The organism is Leifsonia soli (assembly GCF_013408745.1).
GTDB lineage: Bacteria > Actinomycetota > Actinomycetes > Actinomycetales > Microbacteriaceae > Leifsonia > Leifsonia soli.
Genome location: NZ_JACCBJ010000001.1, coordinates 2,038,877 through 2,057,689, shown reverse-complemented (window position 1 = coordinate 2,057,689; position 18,813 = coordinate 2,038,877). Strand labels below are relative to the sequence as shown.

The following is an 18,813-nucleotide window of genomic DNA, read 5'->3' as shown; positions in this document are numbered from 1 at the left end:
ACCCACGCATCACAACGACAGAAGGAGGAACGGATGGCCACCAGCATCGTCGGCATCGACATCGGCACCACGACCATTCGCGCGGTGGAGCTCGCCGATCCCGGCAAGCCGAAGCCCACGCTGCTGCGGCACCACGCGGTGCCCATCCCCGACGGCGCCGCCTCGCGCGGCGAGGTCCTCGAGCCCAACACGATAGCCGCCGGGCTCCGGCAGCTGTGGCAGCAGGGCGGCTTCAAGAGCAAGGAGGTCGTGCTCGGGATGGGCAACCAGCGCGTGCTCGCGCGCGACCTGACGGTTCCGCGCATGTCGCAGACGCGCATCCGCGAGAGCCTGCCGTTCCTCGTGCAGGACATGCTGCCGGTGCCCGTCGCGGACGCGCTGCTGGACTTCTACCCGATCTCCGAGGGGATGCTCGAGACCGGCCCGGTGGTGAACGGTCTGCTGATCGCGGCGGTCAAGGAGGCGGTACTCGGCAACGTGAAGGCCGTCCAGCTCGCGGGGCTCACGCCGGTCGACGTCGACCTGCTGCCGTTCGCCCTGACGCGCGCGATGGTCACGCGTGCCGGTGTCCGCGGCACCGTCGCCCTCGTCGACATCGGAGCGAACACTACGAGCGTGGTGGTCGCGACCGACGGCGTGCCCCAGTTCGTCCGTATCATCCCGGCGGGAGGCGCCGAGCTCACGCAGGCCCTGCGCTCCGGCCTCGATGTCTCCGTCGGCGAGGCGGAGCGGATCAAGGCGGTCACCGGCCTCGCCAGGCAGGTCAACTCCCCGGAGGAGCAGCAGGTGGTCGAGATCGTGTACCGCATCACCGGCGAGCTTCTCAACAGCCTGCGCAACACGATCAGCTACTTCGTCAACACCCGCCCGACGACGCCGGTCGAGAGCATCATGCTCACGGGCGGCGGCTCGCAGCTCCCCGGCATGGGCGAGGCGCTCAGCGAGATGACCCGGCTGCCCGTCGCGCCCGGGGATCCCTTCCACGCCGTCACGCTGTCCCGTCACCTCGACGCAGCGCAGCTCCGGCAGAACCGGTCGGCGCTCTCCGCTGCGCTCGGCCTCGCCCTCGGGAGCGCAGCATGAGCATCAGCCTCCGTCGCCCGTCCGGACCGCCTGACGTCGCCGACCAGAAACCATCGAAGCAGCCGAAACCGTCGAAGCAGCCCAAGCAGCTGAAACGGACGGGCCGGTCCAAGGCGACCACGTCCTCTGCGTCGTCCAAGACGGCGGCGCGTCCCACGACCACTGCGGTCGAGGGCCTGATGGTCGGCGGCGACCCCCGCGTCGATCTGCTGCCTCCCGAGGTGCGCTCGGCCCGGCGCGATGCGCGCACCCGCCGCGGGTTCACCTGGGGTGTGCTCGCGGTGTTTTTGGTGGTCGTGGTGGCCAGCGCGACCGCCTTCGGCTTCAACCTGATGGCCCAGACGCAGCTGTTCGCGGCGCAGGCGCGGACCAACGACCTCCTCGCTCAGCAGCAGAAGTACGTCGAGGTGCGGACCGTCCAGAACCAGGTCGATGTCGCCGTCGCCGCGCAGCAGGTCGGCGATTCCACCGAGGTCGCGTGGGAGCCGTTCATCAGGGCGATCGGAAAAGCCGAGCCCGCGGGTCTCACGATGAAGTCGATCACGGTCGACGCCGCGTCGCCGATCGCCGTCTTCCAGCAGTCGACGGACCCGCTCCAGGGTCCGCGCATTGCGACGGTCACCGTCGTCACCCTCAGCAACGGCTTCCCCGACGTGCCCAGCTGGGTCGCCGCCGTCCAGAAGCTCACGGGTGTCGTCGATGTGAGCGCGGGCACCGTGAACCGCGACGAGACGGGCATCTACACGTCGAGCGTCGTCATCCACGTGGGTGACGGCCTCTACACGAACCGGTTCCAGACGAAGGACAAGTGACATGGACAAGACCAGGCTCTGGATCATCGGCTCCGTCCTCGTCATGGTGATCGTCGGCGCTCTGGGCTGGATCGTCGGCATCCAGCCGCAGCTCGACCAGGCGACCGCAGCAAACGCGCAGACCTCCCAAGTGGAGAGCGCGAACGCCGTGAAGGCGACGATCCTCGCGAAGATGAAGAAGGACAGCGAGAACCTCCCGTCGCTCAAGCAGAAGCTGAGCGAGCTGACCGCTTCGGTTCCCGCGCAGGCCGACTGGCCGACGTTCAGCGACGAGATGAGCGGATTCGCCGCCACCGCGGGCGTGACGGTCATCGCCAGCACGGCGGGCGAGGGCAAAGCGTATGCGCCTCCGCAGGCGGACGGGGCGCCCGCGGCCGCCGGCGCATCGACGGGGTCGAGCTCGGGCACGGGGGCCACCCCGACCCCGACGCCGACTCCCTCGGCGCCGCCGACGCCGGCCCCCGCGCCCACTCCCGCCGACGGGGCCCCGCCGGTCACCACCGACCTGATCGACGCGTCGAACTTCACGGTGATCCCGGTGAGCGTGACCGTGCGTGGCACGGAGGACCAGATCTTCGCCTTCATCGCGTCGGCCCAGACCGGAAAGCGGCTCTTCCTCGTGAACGCCCTCAACATCGACACGGCGCAGTCCGGACCGGGTGCCTTCGACGCGAAGGTGAGCGGCTTCATCTACGTGCTGAACACGGGGACGGGAGCCAAGACCTCCAAGTGACCCCGCCCCGGTCCCGCCTCCCTGGACTCGGCCACCCCCGTTGCTACAGTGGGCGCAACGGGCCCGCCGGGCCGATGGAGGAGCCAGGATGAGCGACACGCCGGACGCGCCGAAGCGCGCGACCTACGAGCCCGGGCCGGACGACGCGCGGCCGGAGACCGAGCAGGCGGCCGCCGAGCAGACCGGCGCGGCCGCGACGGCACCGGGCGCATCGGCCGCCGCGGAGCCGGCCACCGACACCGGAGCACAGGTCGTCGAGCCGCCGTCGAACCCGGTGTCGGCGCGCGGACACATCAACCGTCCCGCCGGGGACGACGAGCAGGATGCCGCCGTCCCGGCCGCCGCCGAGCCGCAGCGTCCCGCCGCGATCGCCGAGCCGGAGCCCGTCGTGACGAGCGACGACGACGTGGCCGCGGCCGTCGCGCGCTCCAGTTCCGAGCCGGGTGCGACCGCCGCCGGCGACGCCACGGTCGACACCGCGTCCCCCGTCGAGTCGGCGACCCCGGTGATCGTCGCCGCCGAAGCAGCGACCGTCCGCCAGGCCGAGACGACCGGGGCCCCCACGACCGGGGCCCCCACGACCGCGTACGGCACCCCGCCCGCCGACGGGACAGCCGCTCCCGCCCCGCAGCCGGTCGCCCCGATCTACCTGCAGCGCCCCGAGCCGCCGAAGAAGAAGAGCAACCGCGGGATCGGCATCCTCATCGCGCTCGTCGGCACGGTCGCGTTCGCCGTGCTGTGGGCCGGCGCCGTGCTTATCGTCGGATCCCTGTTGACGCCGAGCAACGAGTTCGGCCCGGCGCTCGTCCAGTTCTTCACCGGCGGTCCCGCGTTCGGGCTCCGTGGGTGGGCGCCGGTGCTGGCATTCTTCATCGGGATGGTCGTCCTCATCCAGATCCTGAACCGTGCGCGCTGGTGGGCCTACATCCTCGGCGGGCTGTTCGTCGCGGTGTTCGTGTACTTCGTCTACATCGGCGCCGGGCTGATCGACGCGCAGTACTGGCAGCGCAACCCGGACGAGTTCGCGATCCTCATCCGCAGCGCGTGGGTCAACCCGTTCGCGGTGCTCGCCGGCGTCATCGCGCGGGAGATGTCGATCTGGACGGGCGCCTGGCTCTCCGCGCGCGGCCGCAAGCTGAAGGCGCGCAACGCCGAGGCGCAGGCCGACTACGAGCAGCAGGTCGCCGACGCGCAGAACCAGGCCGTCGCCGCCTACGCGCAGCAGGGGTACTGACCGGGGAGGACGCTCAGCCGACCATGCGTGACGAGCGCGTCTACGCGACCGTGGTCGCCTTCTTCGCGACGGGGCTCTACCTCGCCCTGGTCGTCGCCGTGTTCGGGCTGGTCTCCCTCGCGACCGACAGCGATGTCGTCGCCGACCCCCAGGTCGGGCCGATCGTCGGGCCCGTCATGGTGATCGCGTCGGCGCTCATGCTGCTGGTGTTCCTCATCGTGCTGGGCACCCGCGTTCCTGCCGAGCGGCAGCGGATCTCGCCCGGGGTCGCGTTCGGCGTCGGCGTCGCCTGCTACTCGGTCTTCATCGCGGCGGGCGGGGTCGCGGGTGCGGCCGGCGATCCGAATGATCCGTTCCATTACTTCCTGTTCGCGTTCGCGCAGCTGGTGCGCTGGCCGGCCATCACGATCGCGATCCTGGCGTTCGCGGTGACGCTGCTCTATCAGCTGGTGCTCGTCGGACGGTTCCGGCAGCGTGGGCGTCCGCGCTGGCCGTGGGAGGGCGACGAAGACCAGTAGCCGCCGAGCAGTAGCCGCCGAGGCCGATCAGACGCGGACGCGCGCCGGCAGCGACGCATCCACCAGAGGCACCTGCACGCGTGTGAAGCCGCCCTTCTGGATGAACACGCCGCGCCCTGGGGGGAACTCCGACCGGCCCATCCGCGGGAGCGGCGTCTTGAGCAGGATGTCGCCCTCGACCGAGTCCGGCTGCAGCAGCAGCCCGCGCCGGCCGTTCTTCACCTCGCCGAGCAGCGGCCACGACGTGCCCCAGGCGCTCGACTCCGCCTCGGCGACGAGCAGGTGGTCGCTCCGGCGGACGGCGCGGATCAGCTCAACGAGGGGCGAGTCGGCGGGCGTCTGCAGGAAGTCGCCGATGCTCTCCACGAACACCGCGATCCGGCCCTCGGTGTCCGGGTCGGCGATGGCGACGGTGAGGTCCTTCGCCAGCTCGGCCGCGTCCGCAGGGGTGAGGGCGCGGTCCGTCCACAGCGACGATGCGGACAGCGGGGAGCGGGCGCTTCCCACGTAGTACAGGCGCGTCTCGGCGTCGAACCGCGCCACCGCGTCCGCGACCGCCGTCAGCGTCGTCGTGCGACCGCTGGCCGGGGGGCCGGCGACGAGCAGCGTGCCGGACGGCTCGAAGCCGAGCGGGCCGAGGTCGATGTCGCCGATGCCGAGCACGGGGAGTCCGCCCACGCTGTCCGGCAGCGACGCCGGGTCCAGCTCCTTCGGCATGGAGCCGACCGCGGGCGCCGTGGGGATGCCGGCGCGCTCCATCGCCTCGGCGAGACGGCGCACCGCCTCCGACTGGTCCGCGACGGCGCGCGAGCCGCCCAGCACGGCGATCTGGGTCTCGTAGCCGTCGACGATCGCGCGACCCGGGGGAGAGGCGGGCGACAGGATGTCGCTGGGCACGTCGAGCATGCCGTAGCCGTCGTCCGCGAGCCGCAGGACGACGCGGCGCTGGACCAGCGATCCGATCGAGGTCGGGACGGCGCCGGCACGATCGCCGGTCAGCGCGACGTGCATCCCGAGCCGTCGGCCGTCGGCCAGCAGGTCGCGGAACACGTCGTACCACTGCGACCGTCCGGCCGGGATCTCGAAGTCCTCCCGGAAGCTGGGGAAGCCGTCAACGAGCAGCAGGATGCGCGGCTCCTCCTGCCGCCCGGTCAGCGACCGGTACTCGGTGATGTTCGACGCGTTCGCCTCGGCGAAGCGCGGGCCGCGGTCCTCGAGCGTCTGCTTCAGCATCCGGAACAGCCGGATGATGCGCTCCGGGTCGTCGCCGGGGATGATCGAGCCGACGTGCGGCAGCTTCTCGAGCATCCGCAGGCTCCCGGCGCCGAAGTCGAGGCCGTAGACGTGCACGGGCCCGCCGCGCGGAGTGATCGCGGCGGCGGAGGCGAGCGTGCGCAGCACCGTCGACTTGCCGGAGCCGCCGGTGCCGTAGACGGCGAGGTTGCCGTCGACGTCGGGCTGGAAGTAGACGGGACGCTGCTCCTGGCGGTCCGGGATGTCGGACACGCCGAGCAGCAGCTCGGCGTCGGTGCGCTGCCGCAGCAGCCCCAGGTCGTACGCGGCGGCGAGCTCGTCGAGCCACGGGCGCCGGGGAGCGGGGATGTGGGCGGCGGACTGCGCGCGGACGATCGCGGCGACCATCCGCTGCTGGTCGGTCGGGCCGAGGTCGCGATCCGGCTCCTCTGCGGGTCGCTCCTCCTCCCAGCGCACTTCGCCGCCGAAGCGGAGCTCGGCGACCTCGACGCCCGCGCGCTCGGGCTCGCGCGTGGTCCAGCCACCGGCGTACGCCGACTGGAACCGCACCAGGCGGCCGGGTCCGGTCTTCGCCATGCCGCGGCCCGGGATGGACGGATCGAAGTGGGCGGCATCGGCGACGCCGACCACGTCCTGGCTGTCCGACTCGTCGGCCATCCGCAGCGCGATGCGCAGGTTGGTGTTGGCGCGCAGGTTGTCCTTGATGACCCCGGCCGGGCGCTGGGTCGCCATGATGAGGTGGATGCCGAGCGAGCGTCCGCGCTGGGCGATGTCGACCACGCCGTCGACGAACTCCGGCACCTCGCCGACGAGCGCGGCGAACTCGTCGATGACGAGGACGAGCGCGGGCGGGCTGTCCGGGTCGCCGCGCTTCTCCAGCTCCAGCAGGTCCTTCGCCTTCTTCCGGTTGAGCAGGTGCTCCCGGTAGTGCAGCTCGGCGCGGAGGCTCGTCAGCGCGCGGCGCACCAGGTGGGGGCTCAGGTCGGTGACCAGGCCGACGCAGTGCGGGAGGCTGACGCAGTCGGCGAAGGCGGACCCGCCCTTGTAGTCGACGAACAGGAACGTGACCCGGTCGGGGCTGTACTCGGCGGCCATCCCCAGCACCCACGCCTGCAGGAACTCGCTCTTGCCGGCTCCGGTGGTGCCGCCGACCAGGGCGTGCGGCCCTTGCGTGCGCAGGTCGAGGTGCATGGCGTCGACGCCGGCGGAGCCGACCGTCGCGCGCAGAGTCCCCGGGCGCCGCCGCGCGGGCTTCGCCCCGGCCGTGCGGTCGTGGATGGAGGCGTTCTGCCGCCAGCGGTCGACCACCGCACTCGACGACTCGGCCAGCTCGTGTCCGAGCAGGGTCACCAGCGACACGGAGCGCGGGAGGTCGCTGGCGTCGGCGACGAGGGCTCCGGCGTCGATGACGGGGGCCATCCGCTTGGCGTAGTCGAGCGCGGTCGCGGCGCTGACCGGCTCGGTGACGACGTCCTCCACGGTCTCGCCGATGCGGACGAACCCGGCACGCGCGCGGTGCGGCTGGTCGGTGTGCTGCAGGAAGGTGCGGCAGACGGCCGGGAGCCGGTCGACGTCGTCCGAGATCCAGACGGGGAAGACGCCGGCGTCGGCGGCCGCCTCCGCGAGCTGCACGAGGCGGGCGCGGTCGACGGCGACGTCGTCGGAGATGACGACCACGACGGCCGGGACGGGGGACGGCGTGCCGTTGCCGGTCTGCGAGCGTCCCACCTCGGCGCCGCGCTCCAGGGCGGCGCTCTCCTGCTCCATGGCGCCGCGCCGCTGCGGGCCGGCCTTCGCGGACGCGAGGCGCTCCTCCACGAGACCTTCGAGCGCGCTGAGCACCCCGGCGGCGGACGAGGCGCTGTCGGCCAGGTGGCCGCCGGCCAGCGGGCTGTGCGGGGAGGAGGTGTGCGGCATCCACTTGAGCCAGCCGAGTTCGCGCGACCAGCGCGGGGAGACGAGCGCGGCGACCGCCAGCTCGGACGGCGAGTGCAGCGCGGTGAGCTGCACCAGCACCGAGTTGACCGATCCGGCGATCAGGTCGGTGGGTCCGGCGATGCCGAGCGCACCGGACTCGTAGAGGTTGTCGAGCACGGGGACGTCGTCCACCGTCGCGTTGTCGGCGATCACCGCGTCGAGGCGCTCCTGGAACTCGACGATGAGCTCGCCGCGGTCGACCGCCTGCACGGTGTTGCGCGAGCGCATGGTCCCCCGGCCCAGCTGCAGGTTGAGGAACGACCAGTGCTCCGGGCGCCGGGTCCAGAGCAGCGGGCCGCGGCGGACCGCCTCGGCCAGGGCGTCCGCGGTGGTCGGCGTCTCGGCCTGCCGCAGCTCGACTTCCGTCCGGCGCTCCTGCTCCAGCTTGGTGGAGAGCGCCTCCAGCCGCTGCTCGAACAGTGCGATCTGCTTCTTGAGCTTGCGCTTGCCCCGGGTGCGGCCGCTGATGTAATTGCCGACCAGCATCACCGGAGACAGCAGGATGAAGAGCAGGCTGGTCGGGTTCTTGGTGAGGAAGAACATCGCGCCACCGAGCAGCAGCGGGGTGATCATGGCGAGCAGCGGGAAGGGCGGGTCGTCCTTCTCGCCGGGAACCTCGGGTGCCTGGAAGACCTGGCCGGAGTACCGGCGCTCGACGCGCGGCGACCGATTGAAGAACACCGGGCCCGCGGTGGGAGGCGCGGCGGGCAGCTCCGAGCCCGCCTTCACCTCCAGCTCCACCTCGGTGTCGCCGAGCAGCAGGGTCTCCGCGCGCCGGACGGTGAACCGGGTCACCAGCCCGCCGTCGACGACGACGCCGTTCGCCGAACCCAGGTCGACGACCTCCACCCCGTCGCCGGCCTCGAAGCGCACGTGGCGCTTCGACACGAGGGGATCCTGCAGCACGATGTCGCACGACTCGTCGCGCCCCAGCACGGTGCTGCCGGCTCGCAGGGGGAACTCCGCGCCCTCCTGCGGGCCGCTGAGCACCCGCAGGGTCGCGACCACCGGCACGTCGCCGAGCTCGGGGGAGACGTAGTGGAGGCCGGCGTCGGCCAGCGCGACGGTCGCGCCGCTCCCGATCCAGGCCTCGCCGACCGGGGCGTCCGGCGGGAGGACGAGCGGGTCGGCCTGCCCGGGGAGCTGCGCGCGCAGCGTCAGCGCGCCGGGGGCGGCGACCGGACCGGTCCGCCGCGGGTCGATCCGCGCGACGGTCGAGGCGACCTCGGCGATGCTGGCGGCGGCGTCCGCGGTGACGACGATGTCATCGCTGGTCCCGGACGGGCGGGCGAGAGTCAGTTTCAGTCGCACTTCAGCACCATACCCACCTCCTCGCCTTCACGTGGATGGGGACCGCTCCCCATCGCTTCCCCGCTGGTCCACAGGTACGTTGCTGAAGGCAGGATGACCGGAGGACTCCGGCGGTCGCCACCGGAAGGGGAGGAAAAGTGTCCGATCTCGTACTCAAGCTGGACGAGCTGGTGCAGCTGCGCGACGACCTCGACGCCGTCGTGCGCGAGTTCCAGAACGCCGACGACTTCAGCGACTCCGTCGCCGAGGCGACCGGGCACGACGACCTGCACAGCCATGTCCGCGACTTCGCCCACAAGTGGAACGAGAAGCGCAAGGAGATGACCGAGAACGTGAAGAACGTGCAGCAGGTCATCGCCGCTGTGGCGGACAACTTCGTGAAGGTGGACGGCGACCTCGCCAAGGCGCTGGACGAGAAGAAGGGTGCGGACCACAAGTGAGCGACACGGAGTTCCAGCCGCTGACCGGCGACCCCGATGTGCTGGAGGCGAAGGCCCGGCACTACCAGGCGATCGGCGAGGCGATCCAGCGCTCCGTGAAGGAGCTCAACAAGATCCACGACCTCGACGGGTACAAGTCGCAGGCCGTGTCCAAGCTGCAGGAGATGTCGAAGGACACCGCCGAAGACATCAACAAGGCCAAGGACCGCTACTCCAAGACGGCCAACGCGCTGATCACGTACGCGGCCGAGCTGCGCGAGGCGAAGGACGACGCCGACAAGGCGATCGCTCTGATCGAGCAGAAGCAGAACGCGGCGGATGCCGCGCACAAGGCGGCGACGACCGCGCACACCGACGCGCAGAAGGCGAAGCCGGAGGATGCGGCGACGGCGGGGAAGTCGGCCGACAAGGCCGACGACGCGGCCCGAGACGCGAACGCCGCGCTGCAGGCCGCCCACCAGGCCTGGTACGACGCCCGCGACAAGAAGAACCGCGCGGCCGAGAAGGCGGTCGACGCGATCGTCGACGTCGTCGACCACCACAACAACGGCCTGAAGAACCCGGGCTTCTGGGACAAGGTCATGGATGTGATCGAGACCATCGGCGACATCGCCGGGGTGCTGGCGATCTTCCTCTCCTGGGTGCCCATCCTCGGTCAGGTGCTCGTCGTGATCGCGCTGGTCGCATCCATCATCAAGCTCGTCGACGCGGTCGTGAAGTTCGCGAACGGCGAGGGCACCTTCCTCGACATCATCGGGGCCGCCGTCGGCGTCGCGCTCAGCCTGTTCGGCGGCCGTATCTTCGCGTTCCTCGGCAAGGCCGCGCGCATCAAGGCGCTGGCCCGTGCTCCCCGTCTGGTGGGCGGTGTCCGCACCAGTCCGAACGCCATGCTCAAGATGCAGATCGGCAAGCGCCTGATGAAGTCGGCGACCAAGAAGCTGTTCGAGAAGCCGCTCAACGACGTCAACCCGGTCAAGATCTGGCAGGCCGCCGGCGAGTCGGCGGCCGGCCAGCGCGCCGCCTACAAGGCGCTGGTGACCGACGGCGCCGACAAGGCGAAGGCGATGCGGACCCTCCTCGGCATCGACCAGAACGTCGTGCGCGCCGTCTCGCACGACGTCGGCGCCCGCGAGGTCAACCCGCTCACCGTCGTCGCCGCGTACCACCAGGGCTCCGCGCTGATCAACAAGGGCATCGAGCTGGTGAACGCGCCGGGCAAGGTGGACGAGATCGCCAACAAGTTCGACGGAGGCAACCACACCGACCTGCCGAAGATCCCCAGCATCGACCTGCAGAAGTTCGCGCTCGGCCAGGCGGACAAGTATGTTCCGACGTACAAGAGCCACAACGGCTGAGGAGGCTGACCCGGTATGACGCTGCGCCCGCGCGACATCGTCGACTTCACGTTCGAGGCCCCGGAGGGCTGGTACGACGTCGAGCTGCTGAGCGAGGACCCGCGAGGGGACTGGCCGGAGCGGTTCGCCGCATCGCTCGACGCGGGGGAGCAGGCCGCGGGGCTCACCGCCCAGCTGCGCGCCCTGCAGCAGGTGCTGCACGCGGAGGACCCGAGCGGTGCGACGCGGGCCCGCGTGTTCATTCCGATCCCGTCGGCGGGCGTGCTCAACGCGTACCAGACGTTCGAGCTGCTGCAGCTCGAGGTCGACGACACCCCGGAGAGCTACCTCGCCGCGACCGATGCGGACGCCGCGGTGCGCGAGCCGGGCTACGAGACCCTCGGCTACCGCTCCTGGCGGACGGCGCACGCGGTCGGCGAGCTCGTCGGCTTCACGCACCTCACCGCGCTCGCCGACGACGACGCGGGAGACGCGCTCCTGGAGCAGCGGGTGGTGTTCGCGATCTTCCCCGTCGGGTCCGCGCAGGCGTTCCACACGGTGTTCCGGTCGGGATTCATCGGCGGGTTCGACGACATGGTCACCGATACGCAGGCCATCGCCGACTCGCTGCGCGTCACCCTGGGGGAGTTCGCATGACCGACGCACGCCTGACCTCGCTCGATGAGGAGCTGACCATCGTCTTCCCCGGCACGTGGGTGATGATCCCGCTGCACGACGAGGAGGCGGCCGCCCGGCGCATCGCGCGCCTGGTGACCGAGCGGGTCGGCCGCGCCGACCGGCTGGCCCGGGTGCGCCGCACCGCGAAGACCGAGCTGGAGCACCTGGTCGCGCTGGCGGACGAGAGCTCGGCCTTCGCGCTGGCGCTCTCGATGGAGATCCTGCCCGGCGTGCCGTTCCCCGCCTCCATCGTGCTGTCGCGCGAGGAGTGGCCGACCGCGCCGGGACCGGATGACGACACCGCCACGCACCTGCAGCGCTGCTTCCCCGACGACGACGCGCTCGAGTTCTCCATCGGGCCGGTGCGGCGTCGCTCGCAGGTCCGCCAGACCACGTACGACGAGCAGTCGGCCCCCGAGCTGGTCGCCGACTACCGGTTCGCCGTCCCGGACGGCTCGCGCCTCATCCATGCGCGCATCAATGCCCCGATGGCGACCGCTCCGGAGCTCTACCTCGAGCTGTTCGACGCGATGATCGACTCGATCAGCTTCCGCGCTCCGCTCGGGCAGCCGGCTTCCGGCCGCTGACGTTCCCTCCGCCGACCCGTCGGAGGTATTCGCGGGCGATCAGGACGACGGTCGTCACCACGAGCGCCGCCGTCACGACGACCCAGACCACGGCCGCGACCGGGCCGACCGGCCAGAACAGCCAGCCGGCGACGAGGAACGACGCGAGCGCGTAGGGGATGCCGGCGACCAGGACCGCGCGGCCCGGCCGCCAGCCGAGGAACATGATCTCGGTCCAGAACGTCGTCCAGGGCGTCAGCCGGACGGGCAGCAGCGACAGCGCCGTCTTCCCGACCGTCACCGGCCCGATGACGTTGCGCGACCATCCCGTGCTCGACAGGCGCTCGCCCGCATACGACGGTCGCAGGCTGCGGACGACGTACGTCCACGACAGCACGGCGAGCGAGACGGAGCCGAGCGGCAGGGCGACGAACGCGTACCCGAGCAGCGGCACGAGCACCACGAGGGCGAACACCAGGAACAGCACGGTGATCACGGTGTCGCCGCCGGTGACGAACTCGCGCGAGCTGAAGTCCGGGTTCGTGCTCCAGAGCCCGAAGGGCAGAGCAGCCGGGAGAGCGAGGGTGACGGCCCCGAGCACCGTCCAGACGAGCGCGACGAGCAGATACCCGAACGGGCGCAGAGCCCGCTCCGCCTGCGACGGCGGTGTGGAGGAGCGGTCCTGCCGTGATCCGGAGCTGCGCGCAGCGGCGGAGTTCGGGTTCGGCTTCATCGGACTGTACGACGGCATGGCTGCCACGCTATCCCGCTGGCCCGGCGTGGGTGAACCCCGGGACATGGGGAGTGCTCCCCATTCCGTCCACTCCGCAGGCCTGGTTAGGTGGACGTAGCTGGTCGGCCCCGGGGGTACGGCCTCTTTCGAACCGAAGGGATAAGGACCGTCATGGCCAACATGAACGTCACGTACGGCGAGATGACCGATGCCGCCAACCGCCTGATCGCGGGCAAGGACGACATCACCGCGAAGCTCCACGAGCTGCAGAACCTGGTGAACGGGCTCGTGAACGGGGGCTTCGTCACCGACCAGGCGTCCGGCGCCTTCCACACCTCGTACGAGCAGTTCACCAAGGGCACCACCGAGGCGGTGAACGGACTCGACGGGATGTCGCAGTTCCTCACCAAGGCGGCCGACGCCCTGCAGAACGTCGACAGCGAGCTCGCCAAGGGCATCGGCGGCTGAGCCGGACCCACACGACAGTGGAGCGCGGGTACCCCGAACGGGTGCCCGCGCTCTTCTGCGTCCCGCCCCTAAGCTGACTGTCGGCCGATCGGTATCCGGCCGGTCTGGGGGAGTCCACGTGAGCACCGAGTCCGAAGCCGCGCCCGCGAAGCGCACCGTCCGCGTCCGCTGGTTCTGGTGGGTCCTCGCCGCCGCCGCGGTGCTGTGCACGGCCGCCGGCGCCTTCTTCTCCGTCACCACGGTCGCGGCGGCGCAGAGCATGCCGCGCATTGTGGTCGCGCGCTACCTCGACGCCCTCGTCCACGGCCACGCCCGCGAGGCGATGAAGCTGGGCGCGATCACGCCGCGCTCCGGCGACATCCTGCTGACCCAGGCGGCGTACGCCACGGCGACCGACCGCATCACCTCGTTCACGCTCGGCGCGCCGGTCACCCGCCACGGCGTGACGACGGTGGATGCGACGGTCGAGGAGGGCGATCGCCCCTACCACCGCTCCTTCCGGGTCGTCCGCGCGGGCGGTCTGCCGTTCCTGCCGCTGTGGAAGCTCGCGCCCGTCACGCCGGACACCGTCGAGGTCGAGACCGCGGGGCCCAGCGGCCTGAGCTTCACCATCGCAGGCCTCACGCCGTCGAGCCATGACGCTGTCGCGAAGCTGCGCGCGCTCCCCGGCAGCTACCCGGTGAAGGTCAGCTCGTCGAGTGCCGACTACTCCGCGAAGAGCGGCGTCGCCATCTCGCACCCGGCCGGCAGCGTCGTCACTCCGACGGTGTTCGCCGCCGAACTCTCGGACACGGGCTACGCGGACGCGAAGAAGGCCGTCGAGGACTGGCTGGACGCGTGCCTCGCCACCCAGGACGCCGCTCCGGCGAACTGCCCGTTCCTGGTGAAGGAGGAGACGGCGAACGGCGTCCGGCTGAGCGATCTGCGGTGGTCGCTGGTGACGCGTCCCGAGGTCGACATGTACGGCGACTGGTACGACGGAGGGTGGGATGTGCGCGGCTCCGGCGGCTCGGTCACGGCGACCGCGAAGGTGACCAGGCTCGCCGACGGCGCCACCGGGCAGGTCACGACCGGCGACATCCCGTTCGCGTACTCGGGCACGGTCACCTTCACCGGCGACGGCGCGGTCTTCACGCCCGCGCGCGGTGACGGCTCGCAGGGCTGACCGTGGGGAGGTCGACACGGGCGGCGCTGTGGCTGGGCGTCACGGTCGTGGTGCTCGCCACGCTTGCGGGCGCGGTGATGTCGATCGCCACGATCGGCATGGCGCAGGAGTTGCCGCGCACCCTGGTCGCGCGCTATCTGACCGCGTTGGAGCACGGAAAGGCGGAACAGGCGATGCGCATCGCCGGGATCCACCGCTCGGCCGGTGACATCCTGCTGACCGACAAGGTCTATGCCACGGCGACGCATCGCATCACCTCGTTCACGGTCGGTCGCCCGGTGACCCGGTCGGGGCGCACGACCGTCGAGGCCGTCCTCACGCAGGGCGACCAGGAGCAGCGCCGTACCTTCGCATTCGAGCGGACCGGCGGGCTGCCGGGCGTCCCGCTCTGGCGCATGGCGAAGGTGGCGCCGGACACGGTCTCGTTCGAGGTGCAGGCGCCGGACGGGATGACCTACTCCATCGCCGGGATCCGGCCGGCGAACCAGGCGCTGCGCACGATCGTCACGCTGCGTGCGCTCCCCGGCAGCTACCCCATGAGCTTCACGTCGCCCAACGCCGCCTACCGGATCTGGGATGCGGATGTCGCCTCCCGCCCCTCCGGCCGGCCGCAGACCACCCGCTTCCCGGCCCAGCTGTCATCCGACGGCGACACCGCGGCCCGCGCCGCAGTCGACGCGTGGCTCGACGCGTGCGTGGCGACGACCGTCGCCGACCCGGCCGGCTGCCCCTTCGTCGTCGACGACACGACAGACGACGGGTACACCGTGAGCGGCGTCCACTGGACTCTGGACGACCGGCCCTTGGTGGCGGTCGACTCCTCCTGGGCGCACGGCGGATGGATGGTGTCGAGCGACAGGGGGAGCATCGAGGCCTCCGCGACGGTGACGAGCCCCTCCGACGGTTCGACCGGTCAGGCCTCGACGGATCCGTTCGAGTTCGAGTACTTCGGGTTCGTGACGTTCGGCCCCGGCGGCGCCGTCTTCACCCCGCAGCTCTCCGACGGCTCGACCCAGGGCTGAGCCCGGGCGGCGTCCGGTTTCGCCGTGCGCGGACAGGGGCCGCCCGCACCCGCGCTCATTTGACCGACCGCTCCCCGGCGGATACTATTTATCGGGTGTGCGCTCTGTCGCGCGCTTGCTTCGTGCCCGGTTTCCGGGTGAGGAGCGAGCGGGTTGGCACGTACTCATCCGATGGGCAGGGAGACCGCACGGAACCCCCGCCCCCACGGCATATCGGCCGGCCCTGCCGTCCGATTCCCCCCAAGTGCCGTTCCACCCGACGACAGCCTCCATCGTTCACGATGGCGGGCGCGAAGCCGGTGGGTGGCTCATGGGGAAGAAGCAACAACTGTCACCGTGCAGTCCATATAAGGAGAAGTTCAGTGCCAACCATTCAGCAGTTGGTCCGCAAGGGACGGACGCCGAAGGTCACCAAGACCAAGGCCCCCGCCCTGAAGGCCAACCCGCAGCAGCGCGGCGTGTGCACGCGTGTGTACACCACCACCCCCAAGAAGCCGAACTCGGCGCTCCGCAAGGTCGCCCGTGTGAAGCTGTCGAACGGGACCGAGGTCACCGCTTACATCCCCGGTGAGGGCCACAACCTGCAGGAGCACTCGATGGTGCTCGTCCGCGGCGGTCGTGTGAAGGACCTCCCCGGCGTCCGCTACAAGATCGTTCGTGGCGCCCTGGACACCCAGGCCGTGAAGAACCGCAAGCAGGCTCGCAGCCGCTACGGCGCGAAGATGGAGAAGAAGTAATGCCTCGCAAGGGTCCCGCTCCTAAGCGCCCCGTCGTCGCCGACCCGGTCTACGGCTCGCCGGTCGTCAGCCAGCTCGTCAACAAGATCCTCCTCGACGGCAAGAAGGGCCTCGCCGAGCGCATCGTCTACGACGCGCTCGAGGGCGTCGCCACCAAGTCCGGCCAGGACGCGGTCACCACGCTGAAGAAGGCTCTCGACAACATCCGTCCGACCCTCGAGGTCCGCTCCCGCCGTGTCGGTGGCTCGACCTACCAGGTGCCGGTCGAGGTCAAGCCGCACCGCGCGAACACGCTCGCGCTCCGCTGGCTCACCAGCTACGCCAAGGGTCGTCGCGAGAAGACGATGACCGAGCGTCTCACCAACGAGATCCTCGACGCGTCCAACGGCCTCGGCGCCGCTGTGAAGCGTCGCGAGGACACGCACAAGATGGCCGAGTCGAACAAGGCCTTCGCCCACTACCGCTGGTAAGCACCGACCGCCGGTAATAAATCTGGCCGTCCGGGCGTTATACCTCATAGTGCCGCGCCCGGACGGCACCCCTCACTTTCAACACTTCGGAGGAACCCTGTGGCACAGGACGTGCTCACCGACCTGAACAAGGTCCGCAACATCGGCATCATGGCCCACATCGATGCCGGCAAGACCACCACGACCGAGCGCATCCTGTTCTACACGGGCGTCAACCACAAGATCGGCGAGACGCACGACGGCGCCTCGACCACCGACTGGATGGAGCAGGAGAAGGAGCGCGGCATCACCATCACGTCCGCGGCCGTCACCTGTTTCTGGAACAAGAACCAGATCAACATCATCGACACGCCCGGTCACGTGGACTTCACCGTCGAGGTGGAGCGTTCGCTCCGCGTCCTCGACGGCGCCGTCGCCGTGTTCGACGCGAAGGAGGGCGTTGAGCCCCAGTCGGAGACCGTGTGGCGCCAGGCCGACAAGTACGTCGTCCCGCGCATCTGCTTCGTCAACAAGATGGACAAGCTCGGCGCCGACTTCTACTTCACGGTCGACACCATCATCTCCCGCCTCGGCGCCAAGCCGCTGGTGATGCAGCTCCCGATCGGCTCGGAGTCCGACTTCGTCGGCGTCGTCGACCTGATCGAGATGCGCGCGCTGGTCTGGCCCGGCGACGCCAAGGGTGATGTCACCATGGGCGCCAAGTACGAGGTCCAGGAGATCCCCGCCGACCTGCAGGCCAAGGCCGAGGAGTACCGCGCGAAGCTGATCGAGACCGTCGCCGAGAGCGACGACGTGCTGCTCGAGAAGTTCTTCGGCGGCGAGGAGATCACCGTTCCGGAGATCAAGGCGGCCATCCGCAAGCTCACCGTGAACAACGAGATCTACCCGGTCCTCTGCGGTTCCGCGTTCAAGAACCGCGGTGTGCAGCCGATGCTCGACGCCGTGATCGACTACCTCCCGTCGCCGCTCGACGTGCCCGCCATCGAGGCGCACAACCCGCGCGACGAGGAGCAGGTCATCCTGCGCCACGCCGACGCCACCGAGCCGTTCTCCGCGCTGGCCTTCAAGGTCGCCGTGCACCCGTTCTTCGGTCGTCTCACCTACGTCCGCGTCTACTCGGGCCGCATCGACTCCGGCGCCCAGGTCATCAACTCGACCAAGGGCAAGAAGGAGCGCATCGGCAAGATCTTCCAGATGCACGCCAACAAGGAGAACCCGGTCGACTTCGTCACCGCCGGCAACATCTACGCGGTGATCGGCCTCAAGGACACCACCACCGGTGACACCCTGAGCGACCCGGACAACCAGGTCGTGCTCGAGTCGATGACCTTCCCGGAGCCGGTGATCGAGGTCGCCATCGAGCCGAAGACCAAGGCCGACCAGGAGAAGCTGGGCACCGCGATCCAGAAGCTGGCCGAAGAGGACCCGACGTTCCGCACCGAGCAGAACCAGGAGACCGGCCAGACCGTCATCAAGGGCATGGGCGAGCTCCACCTCGACATCCTCGTCGACCGCATGAAGCGCGAGTTCAACGTCGAGGCGAACGTCGGCAAGCCCCAGGTGGCCTACCGCGAGACCATCCGCCGCACGGTGGAGAAGTACGACTACACCCACAAGAAGCAGACCGGTGGTTCCGGTCAGTTCGCAAAGGTGCAGATCAGCCTGGAGCCCATGGAGGTCACCCCGGAGACCTCGTACGAGTTCGTGAACGCCGTCACCGGTGGTCGCGTCCCGCGCGAGTACATCCCCTCGGTGGATGCGGGCATCCAGGACGCGATGCAGGTCGGCGTCCTCGCCGGCTTCCCGACGGTGGGCGTCAAGGCGACGCTCCTCGACGGTGCAGCGCACGACGTCGACTCCTCGGAGATGGCGTTCAAGATCGCCGGCTCGATGGCCTACAAGGAGGCCGCTCGGAAGGCGAACCCGGTGCTCCTCGAGCCGCTCATGGCGGTCGAGGTCCGTACGCCGGAGGAGTACATGGGCGACGTCATCGGCGACCTGAACTCCCGCCGTGGGCAGATCCAGTCGATGGAAGATGCCAGCGGCGTCAAGGTGGTGCGTGCCAACGTCCCGCTGTCGGAGATGTTCGGCTACATCGGTGACCTGCGGTCGAAGACCTCGGGCCGCGCGGTGTACTCGATGCAGTTCGACAGCTACGCGGAGGTCCCGAAGGCTGTGGCCGACGAGATCGTCCAGAAGAGCAAGGGCGAGTGACCTCGGGTCTCAAGCCTTCGGCAACATCCCGTAACATAAGAAACCAATCCCGTAGAGCTTCCGG

At 70.2% G+C, this 18,813-nt stretch carries 17 protein-coding genes; 15 read left to right on the top strand and 2 right to left on the bottom strand.

Going from position 1 to position 18,813, the window contains the following annotated elements; genetic code table 11:
* Nucleotides 1-33 precede the first annotated feature (33 nt).
* From pilM to BJ963_RS09990, 5 genes are all read left to right on the top strand, one after another.
* On the top strand, nt 34-1,083 hold the full coding sequence (gene pilM, locus BJ963_RS10010) for a type IV pilus assembly protein PilM (RefSeq protein WP_179456320.1): 1,050 nt from the start codon (nt 34-36) through the stop codon (nt 1,081-1,083).
* The gene (locus tag BJ963_RS10005) at nt 1,080-1,895 is read left to right on the top strand and encodes a hypothetical protein (protein WP_179456318.1); all 816 of its coding nucleotides are present in this window, start codon (nt 1,080-1,082) and stop codon (nt 1,893-1,895) included. The genes pilM and BJ963_RS10005 overlap by 4 nt, the downstream gene beginning before the upstream one ends.
* 1 nt (nt 1,896) lies before the next feature.
* Nucleotides 1,897-2,628, top strand: coding sequence for a hypothetical protein (locus BJ963_RS10000; RefSeq protein ID WP_179456316.1), 732 nt, complete (start codon nt 1,897-1,899; stop codon nt 2,626-2,628).
* Nucleotides 2,629-2,716: 88 nt separating this feature from the next.
* Entirely contained in the window at nt 2,717-3,862 is a 1,146-nt protein-coding gene (locus BJ963_RS09995; protein ID WP_179456314.1) for a hypothetical protein, read from the top strand.
* Nucleotides 3,863-3,885: 23 nt separating this feature from the next.
* On the top strand, nt 3,886-4,380 hold the full coding sequence (locus BJ963_RS09990; RefSeq protein ID WP_179456312.1) for a DUF6121 family protein: 495 nt from the start codon (nt 3,886-3,888) through the stop codon (nt 4,378-4,380).
* A gap of 27 nt (nt 4,381-4,407) precedes the next feature.
* On the opposite strand, the gene BJ963_RS09985 is transcribed toward BJ963_RS09990, so the two are convergent.
* Nucleotides 4,408-8,922 (bottom strand): FtsK/SpoIIIE domain-containing protein, encoded by a 4,515-nt coding sequence (locus tag BJ963_RS09985; protein WP_179456305.1) that lies wholly within the window; start codon nt 8,920-8,922, stop codon nt 4,408-4,410.
* A gap of 137 nt (nt 8,923-9,059) precedes the next feature.
* Here BJ963_RS09985 and BJ963_RS09980 point away from each other — a divergent pair, with 137 nt between their 5' ends.
* Genes BJ963_RS09980 through BJ963_RS09965 form a run of 4 tightly spaced genes read left to right on the top strand, consistent with a single transcriptional unit; the run spans nt 9,060 to nt 11,961 of the window.
* The gene (locus tag BJ963_RS09980) at nt 9,060-9,362 is read left to right on the top strand and encodes a hypothetical protein (protein WP_018191980.1); all 303 of its coding nucleotides are present in this window, start codon (nt 9,060-9,062) and stop codon (nt 9,360-9,362) included.
* Entirely contained in the window at nt 9,359-10,717 is a 1,359-nt protein-coding gene (locus tag BJ963_RS09975; protein WP_089908533.1) for a putative T7SS-secreted protein, read from the top strand. Before BJ963_RS09980 ends, BJ963_RS09975 begins: the two co-directional genes overlap by 4 nt.
* A gap of 15 nt (nt 10,718-10,732) precedes the next feature.
* Complete coding sequence (locus tag BJ963_RS09970) at nt 10,733-11,353, top strand: hypothetical protein (protein WP_089908538.1); 621 nt, start codon at nt 10,733-10,735, stop codon at nt 11,351-11,353.
* Nucleotides 11,350-11,961 carry a hypothetical protein gene (locus tag BJ963_RS09965; RefSeq protein WP_179456303.1) on the top strand — a complete coding sequence of 204 codons (612 nt, stop codon included), beginning with the start codon at nt 11,350-11,352 and terminating at the stop codon, nt 11,959-11,961. Before BJ963_RS09970 ends, BJ963_RS09965 begins: the two co-directional genes overlap by 4 nt.
* On the opposite strand, the gene BJ963_RS09960 is transcribed toward BJ963_RS09965, so the two are convergent.
* The gene (locus BJ963_RS09960; protein WP_179456301.1) at nt 11,918-12,691 is read right to left on the bottom strand and encodes a hypothetical protein; all 774 of its coding nucleotides are present in this window, start codon (nt 12,689-12,691) and stop codon (nt 11,918-11,920) included. The genes BJ963_RS09965 and BJ963_RS09960 overlap by 44 nt on opposite strands.
* A gap of 153 nt (nt 12,692-12,844) precedes the next feature.
* Between BJ963_RS09960 and BJ963_RS09955 the strand changes: the two genes are divergently transcribed.
* From BJ963_RS09955 to fusA, 6 genes are all read left to right on the top strand, one after another.
* Nucleotides 12,845-13,141 carry a WXG100 family type VII secretion target gene (locus BJ963_RS09955; protein ID WP_018191976.1) on the top strand — a complete coding sequence of 99 codons (297 nt, stop codon included), beginning with the start codon at nt 12,845-12,847 and terminating at the stop codon, nt 13,139-13,141.
* 118 nt (nt 13,142-13,259) lie between these two features.
* Nucleotides 13,260-14,306, top strand: coding sequence for a hypothetical protein (locus tag BJ963_RS09950; protein WP_179456299.1), 1,047 nt, complete (start codon nt 13,260-13,262; stop codon nt 14,304-14,306).
* Between the two features lie 2 nt (nt 14,307-14,308).
* Nucleotides 14,309-15,328 (top strand): hypothetical protein, encoded by a 1,020-nt coding sequence (locus tag BJ963_RS09945; RefSeq protein ID WP_179456297.1) that lies wholly within the window; start codon nt 14,309-14,311, stop codon nt 15,326-15,328.
* Nucleotides 15,329-15,690: 362 nt separating this feature from the next.
* Entirely contained in the window at nt 15,691-16,065 is a 375-nt protein-coding gene (gene rpsL, locus BJ963_RS09940; RefSeq protein WP_011186743.1) for a 30S ribosomal protein S12, read from the top strand.
* Nucleotides 16,065-16,535, top strand: a complete 471-nt coding sequence (gene rpsG / locus BJ963_RS09935) for a 30S ribosomal protein S7 (protein ID WP_089908555.1) — start codon at nt 16,065-16,067, stop codon at nt 16,533-16,535. The genes rpsL and rpsG overlap by 1 nt, the downstream gene beginning before the upstream one ends.
* A gap of 99 nt (nt 16,536-16,634) precedes the next feature.
* The gene (gene fusA / locus BJ963_RS09930) at nt 16,635-18,749 is read left to right on the top strand and encodes an elongation factor G (RefSeq protein WP_018191972.1); all 2,115 of its coding nucleotides are present in this window, start codon (nt 16,635-16,637) and stop codon (nt 18,747-18,749) included.
* The last annotated feature ends 64 nt before the right edge of the window (nt 18,750-18,813 follow it).

Coding starts and splice junctions, on each gene's coding strand:
- BJ963_RS09970 (WP_089908538.1), top strand. CDS start 10,733: ATGACGCTGCGCCCGCGCGACATCGTCGACTTCACGTTCGAGGCCCCG.
- BJ963_RS09965 (WP_179456303.1), top strand. CDS start 11,350: ATGACCGACGCACGCCTGACCTCGCTCGATGAGGAGCTGACCATCGTC.
- BJ963_RS10005 (WP_179456318.1), top strand. CDS start 1,080: ATGAGCATCAGCCTCCGTCGCCCGTCCGGACCGCCTGACGTCGCCGAC.
- BJ963_RS09955 (WP_018191976.1), top strand. CDS start 12,845: ATGGCCAACATGAACGTCACGTACGGCGAGATGACCGATGCCGCCAAC.
- rpsG (WP_089908555.1), top strand. CDS start 16,065: ATGCCTCGCAAGGGTCCCGCTCCTAAGCGCCCCGTCGTCGCCGACCCG.
- BJ963_RS09990 (WP_179456312.1), top strand. CDS start 3,886: ATGCGTGACGAGCGCGTCTACGCGACCGTGGTCGCCTTCTTCGCGACG.
- BJ963_RS10000 (WP_179456316.1), top strand. CDS start 1,897: ATGGACAAGACCAGGCTCTGGATCATCGGCTCCGTCCTCGTCATGGTG.
- BJ963_RS09960 (WP_179456301.1), bottom strand. CDS start 12,691: ATGCCGTCGTACAGTCCGATGAAGCCGAACCCGAACTCCGCCGCTGCG.
- BJ963_RS09995 (WP_179456314.1), top strand. CDS start 2,717: ATGAGCGACACGCCGGACGCGCCGAAGCGCGCGACCTACGAGCCCGGG.
- pilM (WP_179456320.1), top strand. CDS start 34: ATGGCCACCAGCATCGTCGGCATCGACATCGGCACCACGACCATTCGC.